The organism is Pseudonocardia ammonioxydans (assembly GCF_900115005.1).
GTDB lineage: Bacteria > Actinomycetota > Actinomycetes > Mycobacteriales > Pseudonocardiaceae > Pseudonocardia > Pseudonocardia ammonioxydans.
In genome coordinates this window covers 62614-82188 of record NZ_FOUY01000026.1, presented here as the reverse complement: position 1 = coordinate 82188, position 19575 = coordinate 62614, and the positions used below count along the sequence as shown (strand labels likewise).

At 75.9% G+C, this 19575-nt stretch carries 19 protein-coding genes and 1 pseudogene; 15 read left to right on the top strand and 5 right to left on the bottom strand.

The window, feature by feature from the left end:
* The first annotated feature begins 70 nt into the window (after positions 1-70).
* The 4 genes from BM093_RS22795 to pucD are packed head-to-tail and all read left to right on the top strand — an operon-like array spanning position 71 to position 5200.
* On the top strand, positions 71-976 hold the full coding sequence (locus BM093_RS22795; RefSeq protein WP_093348888.1) for an FAD binding domain-containing protein: 906 nt from the start codon (positions 71-73) through the stop codon (positions 974-976).
* Entirely contained in the window at positions 976-1539 is a 564-nt protein-coding gene (locus BM093_RS22790; protein WP_093348778.1) for a (2Fe-2S)-binding protein, read from the top strand. Before BM093_RS22795 ends, BM093_RS22790 begins: the two co-directional genes overlap by 1 nt.
* Positions 1536-2882, top strand: a complete 1347-nt coding sequence (locus BM093_RS22785) for an 8-oxoguanine deaminase (protein ID WP_093348774.1) — start codon at positions 1536-1538, stop codon at positions 2880-2882. Before BM093_RS22790 ends, BM093_RS22785 begins: the two co-directional genes overlap by 4 nt.
* Positions 2879-5200, top strand: coding sequence for a xanthine dehydrogenase subunit D (gene pucD, locus BM093_RS22780; RefSeq protein ID WP_093348769.1), 2322 nt, complete (start codon positions 2879-2881; stop codon positions 5198-5200). Before BM093_RS22785 ends, pucD begins: the two co-directional genes overlap by 4 nt.
* A 32-nt stretch (positions 5201-5232) precedes the next feature.
* Here pucD and hchA read toward each other — a convergent pair whose 3' ends face one another.
* Entirely contained in the window at positions 5233-6120 is an 888-nt protein-coding gene (gene hchA, locus BM093_RS22775; RefSeq protein WP_093348764.1) for a glyoxalase III HchA, read from the bottom strand.
* Positions 6121-6217: 97 nt separating this feature from the next.
* Between hchA and BM093_RS22770 the strand changes: the two genes are divergently transcribed.
* Positions 6218-7330: a zinc-binding dehydrogenase gene (locus BM093_RS22770; RefSeq protein ID WP_093348883.1), complete on the top strand. Its 1113-nt coding sequence runs from the start codon at positions 6218-6220 to the stop codon at positions 7328-7330.
* A 668-nt stretch (positions 7331-7998) separates the two neighbouring features.
* On the opposite strand, the gene BM093_RS22765 is transcribed toward BM093_RS22770, so the two are convergent.
* A complete protein-coding gene (locus tag BM093_RS22765; RefSeq protein WP_177238647.1) occupies positions 7999-8733 on the bottom strand; it encodes a GntR family transcriptional regulator in 735 nt (244 codons plus the stop codon).
* 133 nt (positions 8734-8866) lie between these two features.
* Here BM093_RS22765 and BM093_RS22760 point away from each other — a divergent pair, with 133 nt between their 5' ends.
* The 8 genes from BM093_RS22760 to BM093_RS22730 all read left to right on the top strand — a co-directional run bounded on the left by BM093_RS22760 (position 8867) and on the right by BM093_RS22730 (position 15778).
* On the top strand, positions 8867-10165 hold the full coding sequence (locus BM093_RS22760; protein ID WP_245773725.1) for an FAD-dependent oxidoreductase: 1299 nt from the start codon (positions 8867-8869) through the stop codon (positions 10163-10165).
* Positions 10165-11073, top strand: coding sequence for a phosphate/phosphite/phosphonate ABC transporter substrate-binding protein (locus BM093_RS22755; RefSeq protein WP_093348759.1), 909 nt, complete (start codon positions 10165-10167; stop codon positions 11071-11073). Before BM093_RS22760 ends, BM093_RS22755 begins: the two co-directional genes overlap by 1 nt.
* The gene (locus BM093_RS22750) at positions 11073-11804 is read left to right on the top strand and encodes a phosphonate ABC transporter ATP-binding protein (RefSeq protein ID WP_093348869.1); all 732 of its coding nucleotides are present in this window, start codon (positions 11073-11075) and stop codon (positions 11802-11804) included. Before BM093_RS22755 ends, BM093_RS22750 begins: the two co-directional genes overlap by 1 nt.
* A gap of 2 nt (positions 11805-11806) precedes the next feature.
* Entirely contained in the window at positions 11807-12631 is an 825-nt protein-coding gene (gene phnE / locus BM093_RS22745) for a phosphonate ABC transporter, permease protein PhnE (protein ID WP_093348755.1), read from the top strand.
* Complete coding sequence (locus tag BM093_RS22740; RefSeq protein WP_093348751.1) at positions 12628-13302, top strand: phosphonatase-like hydrolase; 675 nt, start codon at positions 12628-12630, stop codon at positions 13300-13302. The genes phnE and BM093_RS22740 overlap by 4 nt, the downstream gene beginning before the upstream one ends.
* Positions 13303-13353: 51 nt before the next feature.
* The gene (locus BM093_RS36105) at positions 13354-13524 is read left to right on the top strand and encodes a hypothetical protein (RefSeq protein ID WP_177238646.1); all 171 of its coding nucleotides are present in this window, start codon (positions 13354-13356) and stop codon (positions 13522-13524) included.
* A 123-nt stretch (positions 13525-13647) separates the two neighbouring features.
* A complete protein-coding gene (locus BM093_RS22735) occupies positions 13648-14919 on the top strand; it encodes an APC family permease (protein ID WP_093348866.1) in 1272 nt (423 codons plus the stop codon).
* 34 nt (positions 14920-14953) lie between these two features.
* A complete protein-coding gene (locus tag BM093_RS22730; RefSeq protein WP_218162881.1) occupies positions 14954-15778 on the top strand; it encodes an alpha/beta fold hydrolase in 825 nt (274 codons plus the stop codon).
* Here BM093_RS22730 and mdlC read toward each other — a convergent pair.
* Both mdlC and BM093_RS22720 read right to left on the bottom strand, forming a co-directional pair.
* Positions 15756-17345: a benzoylformate decarboxylase gene (gene mdlC / locus BM093_RS22725; protein WP_093348746.1), complete on the bottom strand. Its 1590-nt coding sequence runs from the start codon at positions 17343-17345 to the stop codon at positions 15756-15758. The genes BM093_RS22730 and mdlC overlap by 23 nt on opposite strands.
* 89 nt (positions 17346-17434) lie before the next feature.
* A complete protein-coding gene (locus BM093_RS22720) occupies positions 17435-17980 on the bottom strand; it encodes a TetR/AcrR family transcriptional regulator (protein ID WP_093348858.1) in 546 nt (181 codons plus the stop codon).
* A gap of 123 nt (positions 17981-18103) precedes the next feature.
* Here BM093_RS22720 and BM093_RS38390 point away from each other — a divergent pair.
* Positions 18104-18403, top strand: a pseudogene (locus BM093_RS38390) (alcohol dehydrogenase catalytic domain-containing protein); the annotation flags it as partial.
* On the top strand, positions 18380-18925 hold the full coding sequence (locus BM093_RS22715) for a zinc-binding dehydrogenase (RefSeq protein ID WP_425439192.1): 546 nt from the start codon (positions 18380-18382) through the stop codon (positions 18923-18925). The pseudogene BM093_RS38390 and the gene BM093_RS22715, both read left to right, overlap by 24 nt.
* A gap of 4 nt (positions 18926-18929) precedes the next feature.
* Here the strand turns inward: BM093_RS22715 and BM093_RS22710 are convergent, their stop codons facing one another.
* Entirely contained in the window at positions 18930-19556 is a 627-nt protein-coding gene (locus tag BM093_RS22710; protein ID WP_093348742.1) for a PadR family transcriptional regulator, read from the bottom strand.
* Positions 19557-19575: the final 19 nt, after the last annotated feature.

The following is a 19575-nucleotide window of genomic DNA, read 5'->3' as shown; positions in this document are numbered from 1 at the left end:
GGTGAGCGGGGACACGATTTGTCCCCGCGGCGCATTCTGACCGTGACGCCGACGCGGTTGCATCATGGGCATGACACTGGATGCGCCGGACTTCCACGTCCCGACGAGCTGGGAGCAGGCGCTGGCGGTCAAGGCCGCGCACCCGGAGGCCGTGCCGGTCGCCGGGGGCACCGACCTGATGGTCGAGGTCAACTTCGACCGCCGGCGTCCACCCGCACTGCTGGATCTCACCCGGGTGCCCGAGCTCGCCGCGGTCGACCGCGTCGACGGCCGGGTCCGGCTGGGGGCGGGCGTCCCGTACGCCCGGATGATCACCGAGCTGGGCAGCGAGCTCCCCGGGTTGGCGATGGCGGCGCGCACCGTCGGGTCGCCGCAGATCCGCAACCGGGGCACCGCCGGCGGGAACCTCGGCTCGGCGTCCCCGGCCGGGGACTGCCACCCGCCGCTGCTCGCCGCCGGCGCCGAGGTCGAGCTGGCCTCCGTGCGGGGCGTGCGCCGGGTGCCGGTGGCGGAGTTCTTCACCGGGCCCAAGCGCTCGGTGCTGGAGCCGGACGAGCTGATCGCGGCCGTGCACGTCGCACCGGCGACCGGGCCGCAGCAGTTCGCCAAGATCGGCCCGCGGAACGCCATGGTGATCGCGGTGACCGCCTTCGCGCTGGCCCTGCACCCCGAGCAGCGCCGGGTCGGCACCGGGATCGGGTCCGCGGCGCCGACCCCGCGCCGGGCGACCGACGCCGAGGAGTTCCTGTCCGGCGAGCTCGCCGCCGCCGGGCTGTGGAGCTCCCGCGGGCCGCTGCCGGAATCGCTGGTCACCGAGTTCGGGAACCGCGTCCGGGCCGCCGCCTCCCCGATCGACGACGTCCGCGGCAGCGCCGACTACCGCCGGCACGTGCTGGCCGTGCTCGCCCGCCGCACCCTGACCTGGGCGTGGGACGCCCACCGCAGCACCGAGCAGAGGACTGGGAGGACAGCCTGATGCACATCGAGCTGACCGTGAACGGCAGCCCCCGCGAGGCCGACGACGTCTGGCCCGGGGAGAGCCTGCTGTACGTGCTGCGCGAGCGGCTCGGCCTGCCGGGCGCGAAGAACGCCTGCGAGCAGGGCGAGTGCGGTTCCTGCACCGTCTACCTGGACGGGACGCCGGTGTGTTCCTGCCTGGTCGCGGCCGGCCAGGCGGGCGGGCGCGAGGTCACCACCGTGGAGGGGCTCGCGGACGGCTCCGGCGAGGACCGCGACCTCGACCCGGTGCAGCGCGCCTTCGTCGAGAACGGCGCCGTGCAGTGCGGGTTCTGCACCCCGGGGCTGATCGTGAGCACCCACGACCTGCTCGAGCGCAACCCCTCGCCGTCGGACCCGGAGATCCGGGAGGCGCTGGCCGGGAACCTGTGCCGCTGCACCGGGTACGAGAAGATCCTGGACGCCGTGTGCAGCGCCAGCGGAGCACGCATGGACACCGTGCGCAGCGCCAGCGGAGCACGCATGGGCACGGTGCGGAGCGTCGACACCGACCGGACCGGGGCGACGGGGGACCTGCGATGATCGTCGTCGAGGGCGCGCACGTCGTCACGGTGACCGGGCAGGAGTACCCGGGCGGGCACGTCCTGATCGACGCCGACCGGATCGTCGCGGTCGGGCCCGGCCCGGCTCCGCGGCCGGACGGCGAACACCGGGTGGTCGACGGGCGCGGCTGCCTGCTCACCCCCGGGCTCGTCAACACCCACCACCACCTCTACCAGTGGGTCACCCGCGGCCTGGCCGTGGACGCGACGCTGTTCGAGTGGCTGCGCACGCTCTACCCGGTCTGGGCCGGGATCGACGAGCGCGCGGTGCGCACCGGCGCGACCGGCGCGCTGGCCCGGCTGGCGCTCTCCGGCGCCACCACCTCCACCGACCACCACTACGTCTTCCCGCGCGAGGGCGGCGACCTGCTCGGCGCGCTGGTCACGGCGGCCGGTGACGTGGGCCTGCGCTTCCACCCGACCCGCGGGTCGATGGACCTCGGGCAGAGCGCCGGTGGGCTGCCGCCGGACCACGTCGTCGAGGACCTCGACGACGTCCTGGCGGCCTCGGCCGACGCCGTCGCCCGCTGGCACGACCCGTCGCCGGGGGCGATGGTCCGGATCGCGCTGGCCCCGTGCTCGCCGTTCTCGGTGACCGGCAAGCTCATGCGGGCCTCGGCCGACCTGGCCCGCGAGCTGGGCGTCCGGCTGCACACCCACCTGGCCGAGACCCGCGACGAGGTGGACTTCTGCCGCGAGCGCTTCGGGTGCACGCCGACCGAGTACGTCGCCGACCTGGGCTGGACCGGACCGGACGTGTGGTTCGCACACGGGATCCACCTCGACGACGCCGCGGTCGCCACGATCGGTGCCGCCGGCAGCGGCGTCGCGCACTGCCCGACGTCGAACGGCCGCCTCGGCGCCGGCATCGCCCGCGTCCGCGACCTGCGCGACGCCGGCGCGGTCGTCGGGCTCGGGGTGGACGGGGCGGCGTCGAACGAGTCCGCCGCGATGCTCGACGAGGTCCGCCACTCGCTGCTGTTCGCCCGGGCCGTCGGCGGGCCCACCGCGCTCGGCGTCCGCGACGCCCTGGAGATGGGCACCCTCGGCGGTGCCCGGGTGCTCGGGCGCGACGACGAGATCGGCTCGATCGAACCCGGCAAGCTCGCCGACCTCGCGCTGTGGCGGATCGACGGGCTCGCCCACGCCGACGTCGCCGACCCGGTCGCGGCTCTCGTACTCGGCTCACCGCCGCCGCTGGAGCTGCTGCTGGTCGGCGGCCGCGCTGTCGTCGAGCACGACCGGATGCTGACCGTGGACACCGATGCCGTCGCCGCCGACTGTGCGGCGGTGCACCGCGACCTGCTGGAGAAGGCCTCATGAGCACCACCACCACGCCTGCCACGACACCGCGGCCCGCCGCCGGCGACCGCACCTCGGCCACCACCGGCCGGATCGGGGACAGTCCACTGCGCCCGGACGGCACGCTCAAGGTCACCGGCGAGTTCGCCTACTCCTCGGACCTGTGGCACGAGGACATGTGCTGGGGCGTGACCCTGCGCAGCCCGCACCCGCACGCCCGGATCGTCGCGATCGACACCACCGCGGCGCTGGCCCGGCCCGGGGTGTTCGCGGTGCTCACCGCCGCCGACGTGCCGGGGGTGAACCGGACCGGGCTCGAGCACGCCGACCAGCCTGCACTCGCCGAGGACGTGGTGCGCTACCAGGGCGAGCCGGTGGCGCTGGTCGCCGCCGACCACCCCGAGACGGCCCGCCGGGCCGCCGCGGAGATCGTCGTCGAGTACGCGGTGCTGCCCGCGCTGACCGACCCGCGCCGCGCGCTGGACCCGGACACACCGCTGCTGCACCCGTCGCACCCCACCGGGAACCTGGTCCGCGAGGTACCCGTCCGGCGCGGCGGCCCGGTCCCCGACGCGCCCGTCGTGGTGTCGGTCGAGTTCGAGGTCGGCATGCAGGACCAGGCGTTCCTCGGCCCGGAGTCGGGCCTGGCCGTGCCGGACGGCGAGGGCGGCGTCGACCTCTACGTCGCCACCCAGTGGCTGCACACCGACCAGCAGCAGGTGCAGCGGGTGCTGGGCATCGGCCCGGACGCCGCCCGGCTGCACCTCGCCGGCGTCGGCGGTGCGTTCGGCGGCCGCGAGGACCTGTCGATGCACGTCCATGCGTGCCTGCTGGCGCTGCGCACCGGCAAGCCGGTGAAGATGAGCTATTCGCGCGAGGAGTCGTTCTTCGGGCACGTGCACCGCCACCCGGCCCACCTGCGGTACGAGTTCGGCGCCGACGACGACGGCACCCTGCGCTACGGGAAGGCCGAGCTGACCTTCGACGGCGGCGCCTACGCGTCGTCGACCGGCGCCGTCGTCGGCAACGGCGGCACCCTCGGGCTGGGCCCGTACCGGTTCCCGGTGGTCGAGCTCGTCGCCCGCGGGGTGTACACGAACAACCCGCCGTGCGGCGCGATGCGCGGGTTCGGCTGCGTGCAGGCCGCGTTCGCCCACGAGTACCTGATGGACGCCCTCGCCGAGCGGGTCGGGGCCGACCCGGTCGAGCTGCGCGCGCGCAACGGGATGCGCGAGGGCGACCCGAACATCACCGGGCAGACGATCGACTCCGCGGCACCGGTGGCGGAGCTGATCCGCCGGGTCCGGGACATGCCGCTGCCCGGGGAGCGGGGGACCGACCTGCTCGGGCTGCCCGGCGGCGTCGGGAACACCACGCACGGCGAGGGCGTGCGGCGCGGGATCGGCTACTCGGTCACGTACAAGAACATCGGGTTCTCCGAGGGGTTCGACGACTACTCCACGGCCCGGGTGCGGCTGTCGGTGACCGCCGGCGAGCCGGTGGCCTCGGTGCACACCGCCGCGGCCGAGGTCGGCCAGGGGCTGGTGTCGGTGCAGGCCCAGATCGCCCGCACCGAGCTGGGGGTGAGCCGGGTCGTGATCGAGCCGGCCGACACCGCGATCGGGTCGGCCGGATCGACGTCGGCGTCGCGGCAGACCTACGTCACCGGCGGTGCGGTGCGGGCGGCCTGCGAGCTGGTGCGGGCACGGGTGCTGGAGCGGGCCGCGGGCACGCTCGGGGTGCCGGCGGCGTCGCTGCGCCTCGACGGCGACAAGGTCGTCGCGGCCGGCGGCGAGGTGCTCGCCGGGCTCGCCGACGTGCTCGGCGACAGCCCGGTCGAGGAGACCACCGAGTGGCGGCACCGGCCGACCGTGGAGCCCGACCCGGAGACCGGGCAGGGCGACGCGCACGTGCAGTACGCGTTCTCCGCGCACCGGGCGGTCGTCGACGTCGACGTGGAGCTGGGGCTGGTGAAGGTGATCGCCCTGGACACCGCGCAGGACGTCGGGAAGGCGATCAACCCGGACGCCGTGCTCGGCCAGATCCAGGGCGGGTCGGTGCAGGGGATGGGCCTGGCGCTGATGGAGGAGGTGCTGGTCACCGACGGGCAGGTGCGCAACCCGTCGTTCACCGACTACCTCATCCCGACCGTGCTCGACACCCCGCCGATGCGGATCGAGGTGCTGGAGAACCCGGACCCGCACGCCCCGTACGGCGTCCGCGGGGTCGGCGAGCCCCCGACCATCTCCAGCGGGCCCGCGGTGGCGGCGGCGATCCGGGCGGCCGCCGGGAAGGACCTGCGCCGGGTGCCGATCCGGCCCGAGCACATCGTGTCCTGACGGCCCGGCCGGCGGCCACCGTCACCCGTGGGTCAGGCCCGCGCGCGGGCCTTCTCCAGCAGCGCGGTGGCGGTGCGCCTGCCGAGCTCGTTCGCCGCGAGCGGGCTGTCCCCGGTGATGACGTTGCGGTCGGTGGTGCACCGGCCCGACATGTCGTCGTTGACGACGCGCACGCCGTCCTTCTGCAGGGCCGCGCCCAGCAGCCACGGCAGCGCGCCGGGCAGGTAGCCGATGTCGATGTTGGCGCCGGCGTCGAGCGCGTCGGGGAACACGCACATCTCGTAGCCCTCGAACAGCGACCGGCCGCGCCCGATCCGGCTCGCCAGGAACGCGGCCGGGCCGTGGCAGAGGGAGACGACGAGCCGGTCGGTGCGCATCGCCCACTCCAGGAGGTCCCGGACGTCGGTGCTGAACGGCAGCCCGGACAGCGCGCCGTGCCCGCCCGGGACGAACACCGCCAGGTACTCGGAGTCGTCACCGAGCTCGTGCTCGACGACCTCGGCCAGCGACTTCGGTGCACGCCACCGGGGGAGCACCGCGTCCCGGGCGCTGCGCACCGCGTCGTCCTCGCCGGGGTAGGCCCACCACTCGAACTTCGCCGGGTTGCCGGAGAGCGTGGCGACCTCGACCCCGAAACCGGCTTCGAGGACGTGGTGCAGCGGCAGCAGTGTCTCCACCGGGTGGTTGCCGGTGGAGAACATCGTGCCGTTGTCCATCGGCAGGTACCGCTCGTCGGTGGCGAGTACCAGCACCTTCCACGGTCGGCCCGACCAGGCGCCGCGCTCGGTGGCAAGACCGTCGAAGTCGGTCCGTGCCGAGGTGTAGGCGTCGAGCGAGTACGGCGACGGGAAGTACGCGCGGTGCTCGGCGGGATCGGGGGTCGGTGTCGTGCTCGGGGCGTCCTGCTGGTCCGCGGTCATGGGACGCGGGTACCCGATGCACCCGCCGCGGAACCGTTCACCGACTTGTCGATACAAGTTGGTCGACGACGGCCGGGCCGGGTGCGACCGTTCCCGCATGACGACGACTGCGGCGACCGCCCGCTACGCCCGCTGGGACGGTGTCGGCAATCCGTTCCGCCTGGTCGACGCCCCGCTGCCGGCCCGGCCCGGGCCCGGCGAGGTGCTGGTGCGGGTCGACCTGGCGACCGTGTGCGGGTCGGACCTGCACACGACCCGGGGCCACCGGTCCTCCCCGGTGCCGGGGGTGCTCGGGCACGAGCAGGTCGGCCGGGTCGTCGCGGTCGGTGCCCCGGTGGGCAGGCACTCTGCCGCCGGGGAGCCCGGCGTCGGAGATCCGGCCGGCGGTCCGCGGCACGTCGACGGAACGCCGGTCCGGGTCGGGGACCGGATCGTGTGGTCGGTCGCCGCCTCCTGCGGGAGGTGTCCGCGCTGTCGCCGCGGGCTGCCGCAGAAGTGCACCGACCTGCGCAAGTACGGCCACGAACCACTCGACGAGGCGCGCCCGCTGACCGGCGGTTTCGCCAGCCACTGCCTGCTCGCCCCGGGCACCCCGACCGTCGTGGTCCCGGACGCCGTGCCCGACCTCGTGGCCGCGCCCGCCTCGTGCGCGACTGCCACGGTCGCGGCGGTCCTGGACGCGGCCGGGCCGCTCGGGCCGGGGGACCGGGTCCTGGTCGTCGGCGCCGGGATGCTCGGGGTGACGGCGGTGGCGATGGCCGCCCGGGCCGGCGCCGAGGTGGTGGTCGCGGACCCGCACACCGGCCGGCGGGAGCGTGCGCTGCAGTTCGGCGCGGCCGCCGCGGTCGGGTCCCCGGCCGCGGGTGCGTTCGACGTGGCGCTGGAGCTGTCCGGGGCGCCGGACGGGGTCCGGACCTGTCTCGACAGCCTCGACGTCGGTGCCACCGCGGTGCTCGCCGGCAGCGTCTCGCCCGGTCCGGCCGTCGAGCTGGACCCGGAACGCCTGGTGCGCGGCCTGCACACGGTGGTCGGCGTGCACAACTACGCGCCCCGCCACCTCGCCGCCGCCGTCGAGTTCCTCGCCGCCGAGCATGACCGGTTCCCGTTCGCCGGGCTCACCGGTGGCCCGTGGGCGCTCGACGAGCTCGACGCCGCCTTCGCCGCCGCCGGTGCGCCCGGTGCCGCGCCCCGCCAGGCCGTGCGCCCCTGACGCCGGGCCGGGGCACCCGCTCCCGCGGCGGGGGACGACAGCGTGCGCGTGGGTGCCCCGCTGGGACCGAGGCGCACCCTTCCGCCCGTGCAGCGGCGGGAGCGTGCGGGTCGGCGGCCCCGGTCGCGGCCGAGCTGCACGCTCTTGCCCGGATCGGGGCGACAGCGTGCAGCTCGAGCCTCACCTGAGAAGCGGGGCGCCCGTTCCCGTTCCCCGGTCCGGAGCTCGGCCGCGGACCGGAGGAACGAGGAACGCCGGCTCGCTCGCAGGAGCAGTCGCGAGACGGGGAGTCCCGGCGCGCGGGTGCAGCGTCCCGCTCGCCGGGGGCGGGACCGTGCGAGTGGGCGGCCCAGCCCGGGTGAGGTGCAGACTTTCGCCTGGTTCGGGGCGGCAGCGTGCGAGTCGGTGGCGCGCTCCCGATGAGATGCACGCTCGCGCCCGATTCGGGGCGGGACCGTGCGAGTCGGCGGCCCGGCCTCCGGTGAGATGCACACTCTCGCCCTGCTCGGGGCGTGAGCGTGTGAGTGGGCGGCGCAGCCCCGGGTGAGATGCACGATCGTGCCTGGCTCGGGGCGGCAGCGTGCGAGTCGGTGCCGGATGCGGGATCGAGGTGCACGTTCTCGCCCGCTCCGGGCGGAAGCATGCCGCTCGTGCCCCGGGCGGCGCGGTCACTCCCGGGTGAGGGAGCCGCGGCCGCCGCGGGTGTTGGTGATCGTCACCGCGGCGACGTCCGGGCGGTAGCGGTCCTCGGACCACTCCAGGGTCTCCCCGGCGCCGTTCCAGGTCAGCCGCCGTTCCCGCAGCAACGGGTGCCCGACCGCGACGTCGAGCAGCTCGGCGTCGAGGGCGTCGGCGGCGACGGCGTCGAAGGTGTGCCGGGCAGCGTGCAGGTCCACCCCGTGCGCGGTGAGCAGCGCATAGATCGAGCCCGCGTTGAGGTCGGCGTCGAGCAGTGGGCGCCCGACCGTCTCGACGTAGGTCATCCGTTCCAGCATCGCGGGCCGGTCGTCGAGCAGCCGCAGCCGGATCAACTGCACGGCGTAGTCGTCGGGCTCCAGATGCAGGGCCGCGGCCACCGCGGGGTCCGGGTGCCGCAGCGCGATCTCGTGCAGCCGCTGGCCGGGGACGTGCCCGGTGAGCTCGGCGCGGCGGGTGAACGACAGGAACGACTCGAACGGCTGCGCCGGGACCGTGTCGAGCACGACCGGCCGCCGACCCTGGCCGCCGCCGATCAGCCCCTCGTCACGCAGCGCGGCGAGCGCCTGCCGCACCGGCCCGCGCGAGGTCGAGAACTCCCGGCACAGCTCCGCCTCGGACGGCAACAGCGCCCCGACGCCCAGGGCACCGCCCCGGATCCGGGTGCGGAGCTCGTCGGCGAGTGTCCGGTGCAACGGCGTGCCCACGATCCTGACTCTACAAGGAATCGGGACCGGTGCAGGGCGTTCACGGATACAGCAGGTGAACAAGCTCTGACTTGTCTCTACAAGTCATTGCCGGGGTGGCAGAGCGGCTGCGACGGTACGCAGCGTGACCCGGATGAGTGATGTGGTGATCGTCGGGGCCGGGATCGTCGGCCTCGCCCACGCCGTGGAGGCGGTGGCCCGCGGTCTGACGGTCACCGTGCTGGAACGCGACGAGCGTGCCGTCGGGGCCTCGGTGCGGAACTTCGGCCACGGCTGCCTGACCGCCCAGACCGGGGACGCGCTGCGCCACGCCGAGCGGGGCCGCGACACCTGGCTGCGGCTCGGCCGTGCGGCCGGGTTCGGGGTCGCCGAGTGCGGCACCGTCGTCGTCGCCCGGTCCGCGGAGGAGCGGGCCGCGCTCGAGGAGCTCGCGGCCACGCGCGGCGCCGACGTCGAGCTCCTCGATCCGCGGGAGGTCGCCGCCCGCGTCCCGGTCGCGGCCGCGGACCTGCACGGCGGCGCCTTCCTGCCCCGCGACCTGCGGGTGGACCAGCGCGCCGCGGTGGGTGCGATCGCCGCGTGGCTGAACGCCCGGCCGGGCGCCGAGGTCCGGTTCGGCGCCCCGGTTCTCGGGATCGGGGAGGCGGCGCGGCCGGGCGGCGACACGGAGGCCACGCACTCGCCGGGTGGGCGGCCGGCCACCGATCGGGCGCGCTGGCGTACCGGCCACCCGGGCGCCGACGGATCACGGGGCGCGGAGGCGACGGGGCCGGCTGCGACGGGGCCGGGGGTCACCGGCACGGCCGCGGACGGGCCGGTCACCGTCCACACCGGACGTGGTGACGTGCGCGCCCGGCAGGTCCTGGTGTGCGTGGGCCACGACGTGGACCGGCTGTTCCCGGACCTCGCCGACACCGCGGGCGTGCGCCGGTGCGTCCTGCAGATGCTGCAGGTCCGACCGTCCACACCGGTCACGATCGGCCCGGCCGTGCTCACCGGCAGCTCGATGCTGCGCTACCCGGCCCTGGCCGGCACGGCGGGTGCGGCGGCACTGCGCGAGCGCTGGCGCGACGAGCGCCCCGCGCTGCTCGACGCCGGGATCAACCACATGCTCACCCAGCTGCCCGGCGGCGACCTCGTCGTCGGCGACACCCACACCTACGACCGCACTCCCGGCCCCTGGTCCGACGAGCAGCTCGACGATCTGCTGCTCGCCGAGACCCGGGCGCTGCTCGGGACCGACATCGCCGTCGTCCGCCGCTGGCAGGGCGTCTACGCCGACGCCCCCGGCGAGTTCCTGATCCGCCCCGCCGCCCCGGCGACGACGGCCGTGTCCGTCACCTCCGGGATCGGCATGACCACCGCGTTCGGCCTCGCCCCGGCCGTCCTCGACCGGCTCTGCGCCGCCACACCGACCACCCAGGAGCACTGATGCGTCCCCGCCTGCTCGCCGGCGTCCTGCTCGCCGCGACCCTCGCCCTGACCGCCTGCGCCGGTCCATCCGAACAGGACTCCGCCGCGTCCCCCACCTGTCCCGACGGCGAGCTCCGGATGGGCGTCGTCCCCTTCGAGGACCCGGCGGTGCTCGTGCCGGCCGCCGAGGTGCTCGGCGACGCCCTGGAACGGCGGCTCGGCTGCCCGGTCGCGGTCGAGGTCCCGCAGGACTACGCCGCCCAGGTCCTGGCCATGCGCAACGACGAGCTGGACCTCGGCATCTTCGGCCCGCTCGGCTACGTCTTCGCCGAGCAGCGCGCGCAGGCCGAGGCCGTCGCCTCGTTCGGCACCGCCGACGGGCGGCTGTCGTCCTACACCGCCGGCATCTGGGTGCCCCGCGACTCCGACATCACCTCGGTCGAGCAGCTGCGCGGGCGTGACCTCGCCCTGGGCGCGGTCGGGTCCACCTCCGGGGACGCGCTGCCCCGCCAGGCCCTGCTCGACGCCGGTCTGGCGGAGGGCGACGTCCGCGTCGACTACGCGGGCGGCCACCCCGAAGCCCTGCTCGCACTGACCAACGGGCACGTCGACGCCGCCCAGATCAACTCCCAGCAGCTGGCCACCGCGACGGAGTCCGGCACATTCGACCCGGAGCTGTTCCGGCAGGTGTGGACCTCCGCCCCGATCCCGACCGACCCGGTCACCGTGCGCGGGAGCCTCGACCCGCAGGTCAAGGCGGCCCTGACCGACGCCCTGCTGAACCTCGACGCGCAGGCCGTCGGCGAGGTCGGCGCGCTGCTCGACGTCAGCCCGCCCGGGCAGCTCGTGCCGGTCGACCACACCACCTATGCCCCGCTCGTCGAGCTCGCCGCGAAGCTCGGCCTGACCGAGAAGGACGTGGAGTGATGCTGCAGGTGACCGGCGCCCGGGTGCGCTACGGCGACCGGGAGGTGCTGCACGGCGTCGACGTCGAGGTCGCGGCCGGTGAGCTCCTCGCCGTCCTCGGTGCCAACGGTTCGGGCAAGTCCACCCTGCTCCGCGCCGCCGCCGGTCTCGCCGGGAGCGACGGCGGAGAGAACGACGGCGAGGTGCGCGTCGACGGCCGGGAGCGTGCTCCGCTCGACGTGGCGCTGGTCTTCCAGCGGATCCACCTCGTGCCGCGGCGCACCGTGCTCGACAACGTGTGTGCGGGCGCGCTCGGACGGCTGCCCCTGCGGTCGTCGCTGGTGGCGGCCCTGTTCCCGCGTGCGGTCCGGGAGGAGGCGATGGGCTGCCTCGAGCGGGTCGGGCTCGCCGACCGGGCACACGACCGGGCCGGGGCGCTGTCCGGCGGGCAGCAGCAACGTGTCGCCGTGGCCCGCGCGCTGTGCCAGCGGGCCCGCGTGCTGCTCGCCGACGAACCGGTGTCCGCACTCGACCCGGCCGCCGCCGAGCAGGTGCTCGGGCTGCTCGCCGAGCTGGCGCACACCGAGCGGCTGGCCGTGCTCGCCGTGCTGCACCAGCCGGGACTGGCCGCCCGGTACGCCGACCGTGTGGTCGGGCTGCGCGAGGGCCGCGTCGTCCTCGACGGGCCGGCCGGCACCGATGTCGGGTCCCTCTACCCGGCCGACGACCGTGACCTGGAGGCCGTGTCGTGACCATGACCGACACCGGGGTCCGGTGGGTCCCCGTCCCACCGCGCCGCCGCAGGCCCCGCACCCTCGCCGTGGGCGGGGCGGTCCTCGCGGCACTGCTGATCGTGCACGTGATCGCCTGGCGGACCACCGAGATGTCGTTCGCGACGCTGCTCGACGGCGCGGACGGCATGGCGGACTTCCTGTCCGAGGCGATCCCGCCGGACCTGTCCGCCGACGTCCTCCTCCCGAGCCTGGAGGGTGCGCTCGTCACGCTCTGGATCGGCCTGCTCGGCACCACCCTGTCGATCCCGTTCGCGCTGCTGCTCGCGCTGGCCGCGGCGCGGGGCACCGCACCGGGGCCGGTGGTCTACCAGGCCGCCCGCGGGCTGCTGTCGTTCCTGCGCGCCGTCCCGGACGTGGTGTTCGCGCTGATCTTCGTGACCGCCGTCGGGCTCGGCCCGTTCCCCGGGGTGCTCGCGCTGGTGTTCCACAACGTCGGGGTGATGGGCAAGCTGTGGGCCGAGACGATCGAGGACGCCGACCCCGGTCCGCCGACGGCGCTGCGGTCGGCCGGGGCCGGGCGGCTGCAGGTCGCGGCGCACGCGCTGCTGCCGTCGCTGACCCCGCAGCTGACCGGGTTGCTGCTCTACCGCTTCGACGTCAACGTCCGCTCGTCGCTGGTGCTCGGCCTGGTCGGCGCCGGCGGCATCGGGTTCCTGATCAACCAGTCGATCCAGCTGTTCCGGTTCGACGAGATGCTGACCCACATCCTCGTCGTCCTCGTGCTGATCGTCGCCGTCGACCGGCTGTCCGCGCTGGTCCGCCGCCACCTGGGGAGTGCTGCATGACCGTCACCCTGGCCGTTCTCGACATCGCCGGTACCACCGTGTACGAGGGGGGTGCGGTGTACCGGGTGCTGGCCGAGGTCGTCACCGCGGCCGGGCACCCGCCGTCGGACGCCGGTCTGCGTCGCTGGATGGGCGCGGACAAGCGGGAGGCGCTGGCCGCGCTCACCGGGCGCGACACGGTCGAGGACCTGCACGCCGACTTCGTCGCCCGCCTCGCCGCCGCCTACGCCGCCACGCCACCGCGGCCGCTGCCCGGGGTCCCCGCGGCCCTCGCGGCCCTGCGCTCGGCAGGGACGGCGGTCGTGCTCACCACCGGGTTCGACCGGCAGGTCACCGATCCGCTGCTGGCCGCGCTGCCGGCGGCGTTCACGACCGAGCTGGACGGGGTGGTGTGCGCCGAGGACGTCGGTGTGGGGCGCCCGGACCCCGCGATGATCCACCGCGCGATGGCCCTGACCGGCGTCGACGCCCCCGGCCGGGTCCTGGCCGCCGGCGACACGGTGCTCGACGTCCGGGCCGGGCGCAACGCCCGGGCCGGCCGGGTGGTCGGGGTGCTGACCGGGGCCCAGACCCGCGAGGAGCTCACCGCGGCCGGGCCGACCGACGTCGTCGGCGGGGTCGCGGACCTGCCGGAGCTGCTGGGATCGTGGACCGGGGCCCGAGCCCGGTGAATCCCCGATCCTGACGATGACACGCGGCGCGGACGGTGCCCTGATGGTCCGATGGACGACGACGTCACGCTCCCGCCGGGCGGGGCCCCACCCGGCGCGGACGCCCGGACTCGCGACCGGCTCGCCGAGCTCCGGCTCCTGGTGCCGCGGCCGGCACCACCACCGGCGCCCGCCGGGCCCCCGGAGGCGGAGCCGGCCGGCGCGGGAACGATCCTGCCCTGATCGGCCCGGGTTCGATCGGCTCACGCTCGATCGGCCCAGGCTCGGTCGGCCCGGGTTCGGTCGGCCCTGCCGTGGTCGGTGCTGCCCGGCTCGTGTCCCGGCCGCGTGCGGGAGGCGGGGCTGATGGGTGGCTCCGCACGACTGGCCCGGCGCCTGGGGCTCACCGACGCCGTCGTACTCGGGATGGGCGCGATGCTCGGTGCCGGGGTCTTCGCCGTCCTCGGACCGGCCGCCGCGGTCGCCGGCACCGCCGTGCTGCCCGCACTGCTCGTCGCGGGTGCGATCGCCACGGCCAACGCGATGTCCTCGGCGTGGCTGGCGGCCCGCCACCCGGAGTCCGGCGGTGCCTACGTCTACGGCCGCCACCGGCTGGGGCGGACCTGGGGTTTCCTCGCGGGCTGGGCCTTCGTCACCGGCAAGATCGCCTCGTGTGCGGCGATGGCGCTCACCCTCGGCGCCCACGCCTGGCCGGAGCACGCGCGGGCGGTCGCGGCCGCCGCCGTCGTCGCCGTGGTCGCGGTGAACCTGCGCGGGATCACCCGGACCGCCGCGGCCACCCGGGTGCTGCTCGCCCTCACCCTCGCCGTGCTGGCCGCCGTGGTGGTGGCCGCGCTGTCCCGGCCGGCGGTCACCACACCGTGGGCGGGCTGGGGCGACGCCGGTCCCCTCGCCGTCCTGCAGGCCGCCGGCCTGCTGTTCTTCGCCTTCGCCGGCTACGCGCGGATCGCCACCCTCGGCGAGGAGGTCCGCGACCCGGCCCGCACCATCCCGCGCGCGATCCCGCTCGCGCTGGGCCTGGTGCTGGGGGTGTACGCGCTGGTGGCCCTCGCCGCGCTGACCGCCGCCGGGCCGGCCGCACTGGCCGGGTCCGGGGCCCCGCTCGCCACCGCCGCCGGCCCCGGCCTCGCACCGCTGGTCCGTGCCGGCGGTGCGGTCGCCTCGGCCGGGGCGCTGCTCGCGCTGGTCGCCGGCGTCGGGCGGACCGTGCTCGCGATGGCCCGCGACCACGAGCTGCCGGGTGCGCTCGCCGCCGTGCACCCGCGGTTCGCGGTGCCGCACCGGGCGGAGCTCGCGGCCGGGGCCGCGGTGCTCGTCGTCGTGCTCACCGCGGGCCCGGTCACCGCGATCGGGCTGTCCGCGTTCGCGGTGCTGCTCTACTACGCCGTCGCGAACGCCGCGGCGCTCACGCTGCACCGCGACCGGCCGTGGCGGCGCGTGCTCTCGGCGTCCGGTCTGGTGGGCTGCCTGGTCCTGGCCGCGCTGCTCCCACCGGTCGCGCTCCTGGCCGGCGGGCTCGTGCTGGTGACCGGGCTGCTGGTCCGCGCTGTGGTGCGGCGGGGCCGTGACGCCGGACGGCGCGGAAAAACCACGGAGATCCCGCCCGCCGATCCGTAGCCTTGCGCCGCGGAACGACATCGGGGGAGGAACCGTGGAACGGATCGTCGGGGGAGAGGGCGTCGAGCTGGCCGTGGAGCGTGTCGGCGCGGGGCCGCCGGTGCTGATGCTGCACGGCAGCGGGGGCGGCACCCACAGCTGGCGGGCCGTCGCCGAGCAGCTGGCCGACCGCTACGAGATGTGGCTGCCCGCCCGCCGGCACCACAGCCCCAGCGGTGACGGGGCCGGCCGGCACACCTTCGCCCGCGAGACCGCCGACGTGCGCGCGCTGCTGGACGCCGCCGCCGGGCCCGGCCGCACCCCGGTACACCTGGTCGGGGGCTCCGCCGGAGCCACCGTCGCGCTGCACGCGGCGGCGGCCGACCCGGCCGGGATCGCCTCGCTGACGGTGTACGAGCCGCCGCTGCACGCGTCGGGCCCGCGGCTCGGGCCGGTGCTCGAGCGCTACCGGGCCACCGACGACCCGGACGCCGCGGCCCGGATCTTCGCGCTCGAGGTCGCGGGCGCGCCGCCCGCGCTGGTCGAGGCGATGCCGCCGGCGCCGCCGGAGGTGGCGCGGCGCAGCCTGCACGCCCAGGGCCACGAGCTCGAGGCGTTCGCCGCGGACGACGGCGACCCGGCCCGGTTCGCGGGCATCACGGTGCCGGTGCTGCTGATGCAGGGGGCCGAGACCTGGGACCCGGTCCCCGCCGTGCTGGACCGGCTCGCCGCCGCGCTCCCGCACGCGCACCGGGCCGTGCTGCCCGGGCAGTCGCACTTCGCCACCGCGACCGCCCCGGAACTGGTCGCCGCGCGCCTGGCGGGCTTCCTCGCCGAGGTGGACGGCGCCGAGCGGCTCAGCCCACCCCGGGCGCGGTGAGGACCTCGACCAGCCGGGGCCCGTCGGCGTCGAACGCCTCCTTCAGGGCGGCGGTGACGCCGTCGGCGTCCCGGGCGGACACGGCGGGGACCCCGTAGCCCTCGGCGATCTTGACGAAGTCCAGGCCGGGCACGTCCAGGCCGGGTGTCTCGCCGGTCCCGAGCAGCTCCGCGAACCCGCGCAGCGCGCCGTAGGTGCCGTTACGGAGGATCACGAACACCACCGGGACGCGGTACTGCGCGGCCGTCCACAGCGCGGTGATGCCGTAGTTCGCCGACCCGTCGCCCACCAGGGCGACGACCCGGCGTGCGCTGCCGTGCGCGAGCTGCGCGCCGACCGCGGCCGGCAGCCCGAACCCGAGCCCGCCCGAGGCGGGGAACAGGTAGCTGCCCGGCTCGGTGAGGTCGGCCTGCGCCCAGTACGCGTCCGCGGTCGCGGTCGACTCGACCACGTGCACCGCGTCCGCCGGTGCGAGCGTGCGGACCAGTGCGAACAGCTGCTCCGGCGGCACGTGGCCGGTGGCCGACGCGGGCTCGGCGAACGGGGCGCGCGGCGGCTGCGCCGGCCGTCCGGACGCCGGCACCCGCTCGGCCAGTGCCGCCAGGGCCGGGCCGACCGGGGCCACCCAGGCGTCGCCCATCGGGGCCCGGGCGGCCTCGGCCGGGTCCGCGGTCAGGTGCAGCAGCCGCGTCCCCGCGGGCAGCAGGTCGTCGGGCAGGTACTGGTGGTAGCGGAACACCGGCGCCCCCACCACGAGGACGACGTCGTGCCCGGCGAGGCGCGCGGTCACGTCCCGCACCGAGGCCGGCAGGACCCCGCGGAACCCCGGGTGCCGGGTCGGGAACGGGCACCGCGACGCCGACGGCGCGATCCACACCGGGCAGGCCAGCGACTCGGCGAGCCGGACCGCGTCGGCGTTCGCCCCGGCCGCGTCCACCTGCGGGCCGAGCACGAGCACCGGATCGCTCGCCGCCGCGAGCATGCCGGCCAGCGCGTCGAGCTGGGCCGGGTCGAGCGCGGCCGCGGACGCGGTGCGCCTGCCGACCAGGTGCCCGGTGTCCGGACCGGCCTCGGCGGCCCAGTCGTCGTAGGGCACCGAGAGGTAGACCGGCCCGCGCGGCTCCAGCATCGCCGTGTGCACCGCCTGGGACAGCGAGCGCGGCACGTCCCGGGCGTCGACCGGCTCGGCCGACCACTTCACCAGCGGGCGCGGCAGCGCGGCGGCGTCGACGTTGGTCAGCATGACCTCCTGGCCGACCGTCGAACGCACCTGCTGGCCCGCGGTCAGCACCAGCGGGGAGTGCGCGTACACGGCGCTGGTCAACGCGCCCATGGCGTTGCCCGAGCCGGAGGCCGCGTGCAGGTTCACCAGGGCCGGCCCGCCGGTGGCCTGGGCGTACCCGTCGGCCATGCCCAGCACCGCACCCTCGTGCAGGCCCAGCACGTAGCGGACGTCCCCGGGCATGGCGGCCAGGAACGGCAGCTCGTTGGATCCCGGGTTGCCGAACACGGTGTCGATCCCGTGCCCGCGCAGTACCTGCCAGCCGACCTCGCCGATCGTCGCCATGGCGCCTCCTCGCGTCGTGGGCCGAGGTCACGCTAGGTGCGCGGTGCCGCGCGGGCCACCGGAGATCCCGCCCTGCGGAAGGCGTCGGGTCAGCCGTCCGGCCGGAAGGCCCGGCGGGCCGTCGCGGACAGCGCGGCCTTGCGCCGCCGATGCTCCTCGGCGGCGTCGGCCGGGTCGGCGGTGATGGTCGGGGAGGCGGGCGACCAGGCCAGGGACAGGCCGATGACCAGGGGGTAGACGTCGCGGGCGTCGATCTCGGAGTCGATCAGGCCGGCTTCCTGGGCGTCGCGAACGGCGGCGATCTTCGCGTCGACGTCCGCCGCGACGACGGTCATCAGGTCACCGGTGTGGGTGCGCTCGAGCCGTGCCCAGATCGCCAGGCGGACGACGGCCGGGCGCTCCACGTAGGCGTCGTAGAGGCGGGCGACGTAGCCGGGCAGGTCCCGGGGCTCGAACGGGACCATCTCGAGGATCAGGGCGAGGTGCTCGGCGAACACGGCGTCGAACAGGCCGTCCTTGGACGAGAACCAGGCGTAGATCTGTGCCTTGTTCGCCTCGGCCGCGTCGGCGATCCGGTCCACCCGGGCGCCGGCGATGCCGTGCCGGGAGAACTCGGCGGCCGCCGCGTCGAGCAGGCGGCGGCGGGTGGCGGATCGCGGTGACCGGGCCGGGTGCCCCGCCGCAGCGTTGGACCTTCGAGCGGCGCGCCCCGACCCCCGACGACGTGGTGGTCCGCGTGACCCCACTGCGGCGTCTGCGCCAGCGACCTGCACGCCCTGCGTGGCACCGATCCGGCGGCCTTCCCGCTGGTGGCGGGGCACGAGATGACCGGTGTGGTCGAGGCGGTCGGGTCGGCCGTGGACGACCTCTCGCCGGGGGAGCGGGTCGCGGTGGGCAACATCATCGGCTCGTGCCGGCGCTGCTCGGCCTGCCGGCAGGGCCGGGAGAACGCCTGCAAGACGTTCCCGACGTTGACCTACGGCGGGCTCGACCCGCACCTGGGCGGGACGACGCGTGGCGGGTTCTCCACCCACATCGTCGTCGACCGGTACTTCACCTACGTCCTGCCCGAGACGCTCGACCCGGCGGCTGCCGCGCCGCTGCTGGCGGTCAAGTACGCCCGCGCGCTCGGCGCCCGGGTCGTCGCGTTCACGACCAGCCCGGCCAAGCGGGACGCGGCACTCGCGCTCGGCGCCGACGACGTCGTGCTCACCCGGGACGCCGACGCGATGGCGGCGGCGTTCCGCAGCGTCGATCTCATGCTGGACACCACCGGTGTGGCGGTCGACCTCGCTCCCTACCTGCGGGTGCTGGCCGTGGACGGCACCTATGCCCTCGTCGGCATCCCGCCGGAGCCGCTGACGATCGACCCGATGGACCTGGTGGTGGGGGAGAAGCGGATCGTCGGCACCGGTTCCGGCGGGGTGCCGGTGACCCGGCAGATGCTCGACTTCTCCGCGGCACACGGCATCACCGCCGATGTCGAGGTGGTGCCACCGGACCGGCTCGGCGCGGCCCTGGACCGGCTCGCCCGCGGCGACGTCCGGTTCCGGTTCGTGGTCGACATGACCGGACTCTGACCGGTCACCGGCCGGCCGGGTCGCGGTCGGCGATCATCTGCAGCGCGTCGGTGTCCACGGGCAGCTCGGACAGGTCGTCGGGCCAGTCGCGCACGATCTCGCTGGCCCAGTCGGCCCAGCGCTCGGTGGCCTCGGACATGTCCGACAGGTAGCGCCCGACCAGCGTGTTCACGGCCAGGCGCTGCGGGAACGGGCCGCCGCCGAGGTGCTCGCGGGCGATCGCGGCGTCGACCACGGCCCGTTCGCGGGCCCAGGCCCGGGTCGCGGCGAGGGTGTCGAGCAGGTCCTGACGGGTGCCCTGGTCGGCGAGGAAGACCCGCAGCAGCTGCTCGGACTCCAGCGCGGGCGGCGCCCCGGTCGTGGCCAGCCAGGCGGCGAGCGCACGCCGTCCCTCGGGGGTGATCGCATAGACGGTGCGCCGCCTGCGGCCCTGGTGCTGGGTCTCGGCGGTCGCGTACCCGAGCGCCACGAGCTTGCGCGGTTCCTCGTACAGCTTGCTCGCCGCGCGCGGCCAGAACCGCGCGAGGCTGCGCCGGATCTGGTTGGTGAGCTCGTAGGTGCTCCACGGCTGCACGGCCAGCAGGCCCAGCGTGGCGTACGACGTCGTCGTCGGCGTCTGCCCTCGGGACATTCTCGGGACCCTCCCATAC

Bases quoted from the DNA above. Each gene is read 5' to 3' on its own strand.
- BM093_RS22795 (WP_093348888.1), top strand. From the start codon at position 71: ATGACACTGGATGCGCCGGACTTCCACGTCCCGACGAGCTGGGAGCAG.
- BM093_RS22790 (WP_093348778.1), top strand. From the start codon at position 976: ATGCACATCGAGCTGACCGTGAACGGCAGCCCCCGCGAGGCCGACGAC.
- BM093_RS22785 (WP_093348774.1), top strand. From the start codon at position 1,536: ATGATCGTCGTCGAGGGCGCGCACGTCGTCACGGTGACCGGGCAGGAG.
- pucD (WP_093348769.1), top strand. From the start codon at position 2,879: ATGAGCACCACCACCACGCCTGCCACGACACCGCGGCCCGCCGCCGGC.
- hchA (WP_093348764.1), bottom strand. From the start codon at position 6,120: ATGACCGCGGACCAGCAGGACGCCCCGAGCACGACACCGACCCCCGAT.
- BM093_RS22770 (WP_093348883.1), top strand. From the start codon at position 6,218: ATGACGACGACTGCGGCGACCGCCCGCTACGCCCGCTGGGACGGTGTC.
- BM093_RS22760 (WP_245773725.1), top strand. From the start codon at position 8,867: ATGAGTGATGTGGTGATCGTCGGGGCCGGGATCGTCGGCCTCGCCCAC.
- BM093_RS22755 (WP_093348759.1), top strand. From the start codon at position 10,165: ATGCGTCCCCGCCTGCTCGCCGGCGTCCTGCTCGCCGCGACCCTCGCC.
- BM093_RS22750 (WP_093348869.1), top strand. From the start codon at position 11,073: ATGCTGCAGGTGACCGGCGCCCGGGTGCGCTACGGCGACCGGGAGGTG.
- phnE (WP_093348755.1), top strand. From the start codon at position 11,807: ATGACCGACACCGGGGTCCGGTGGGTCCCCGTCCCACCGCGCCGCCGC.
- BM093_RS22740 (WP_093348751.1), top strand. From the start codon at position 12,628: ATGACCGTCACCCTGGCCGTTCTCGACATCGCCGGTACCACCGTGTAC.
- BM093_RS36105 (WP_177238646.1), top strand. From the start codon at position 13,354: ATGGACGACGACGTCACGCTCCCGCCGGGCGGGGCCCCACCCGGCGCG.
- BM093_RS22735 (WP_093348866.1), top strand. From the start codon at position 13,648: ATGGGTGGCTCCGCACGACTGGCCCGGCGCCTGGGGCTCACCGACGCC.
- mdlC (WP_093348746.1), bottom strand. From the start codon at position 17,345: ATGGCGACGATCGGCGAGGTCGGCTGGCAGGTACTGCGCGGGCACGGG.
- BM093_RS22710 (WP_093348742.1), bottom strand. From the start codon at position 19,556: ATGTCCCGAGGGCAGACGCCGACGACGACGTCGTACGCCACGCTGGGC.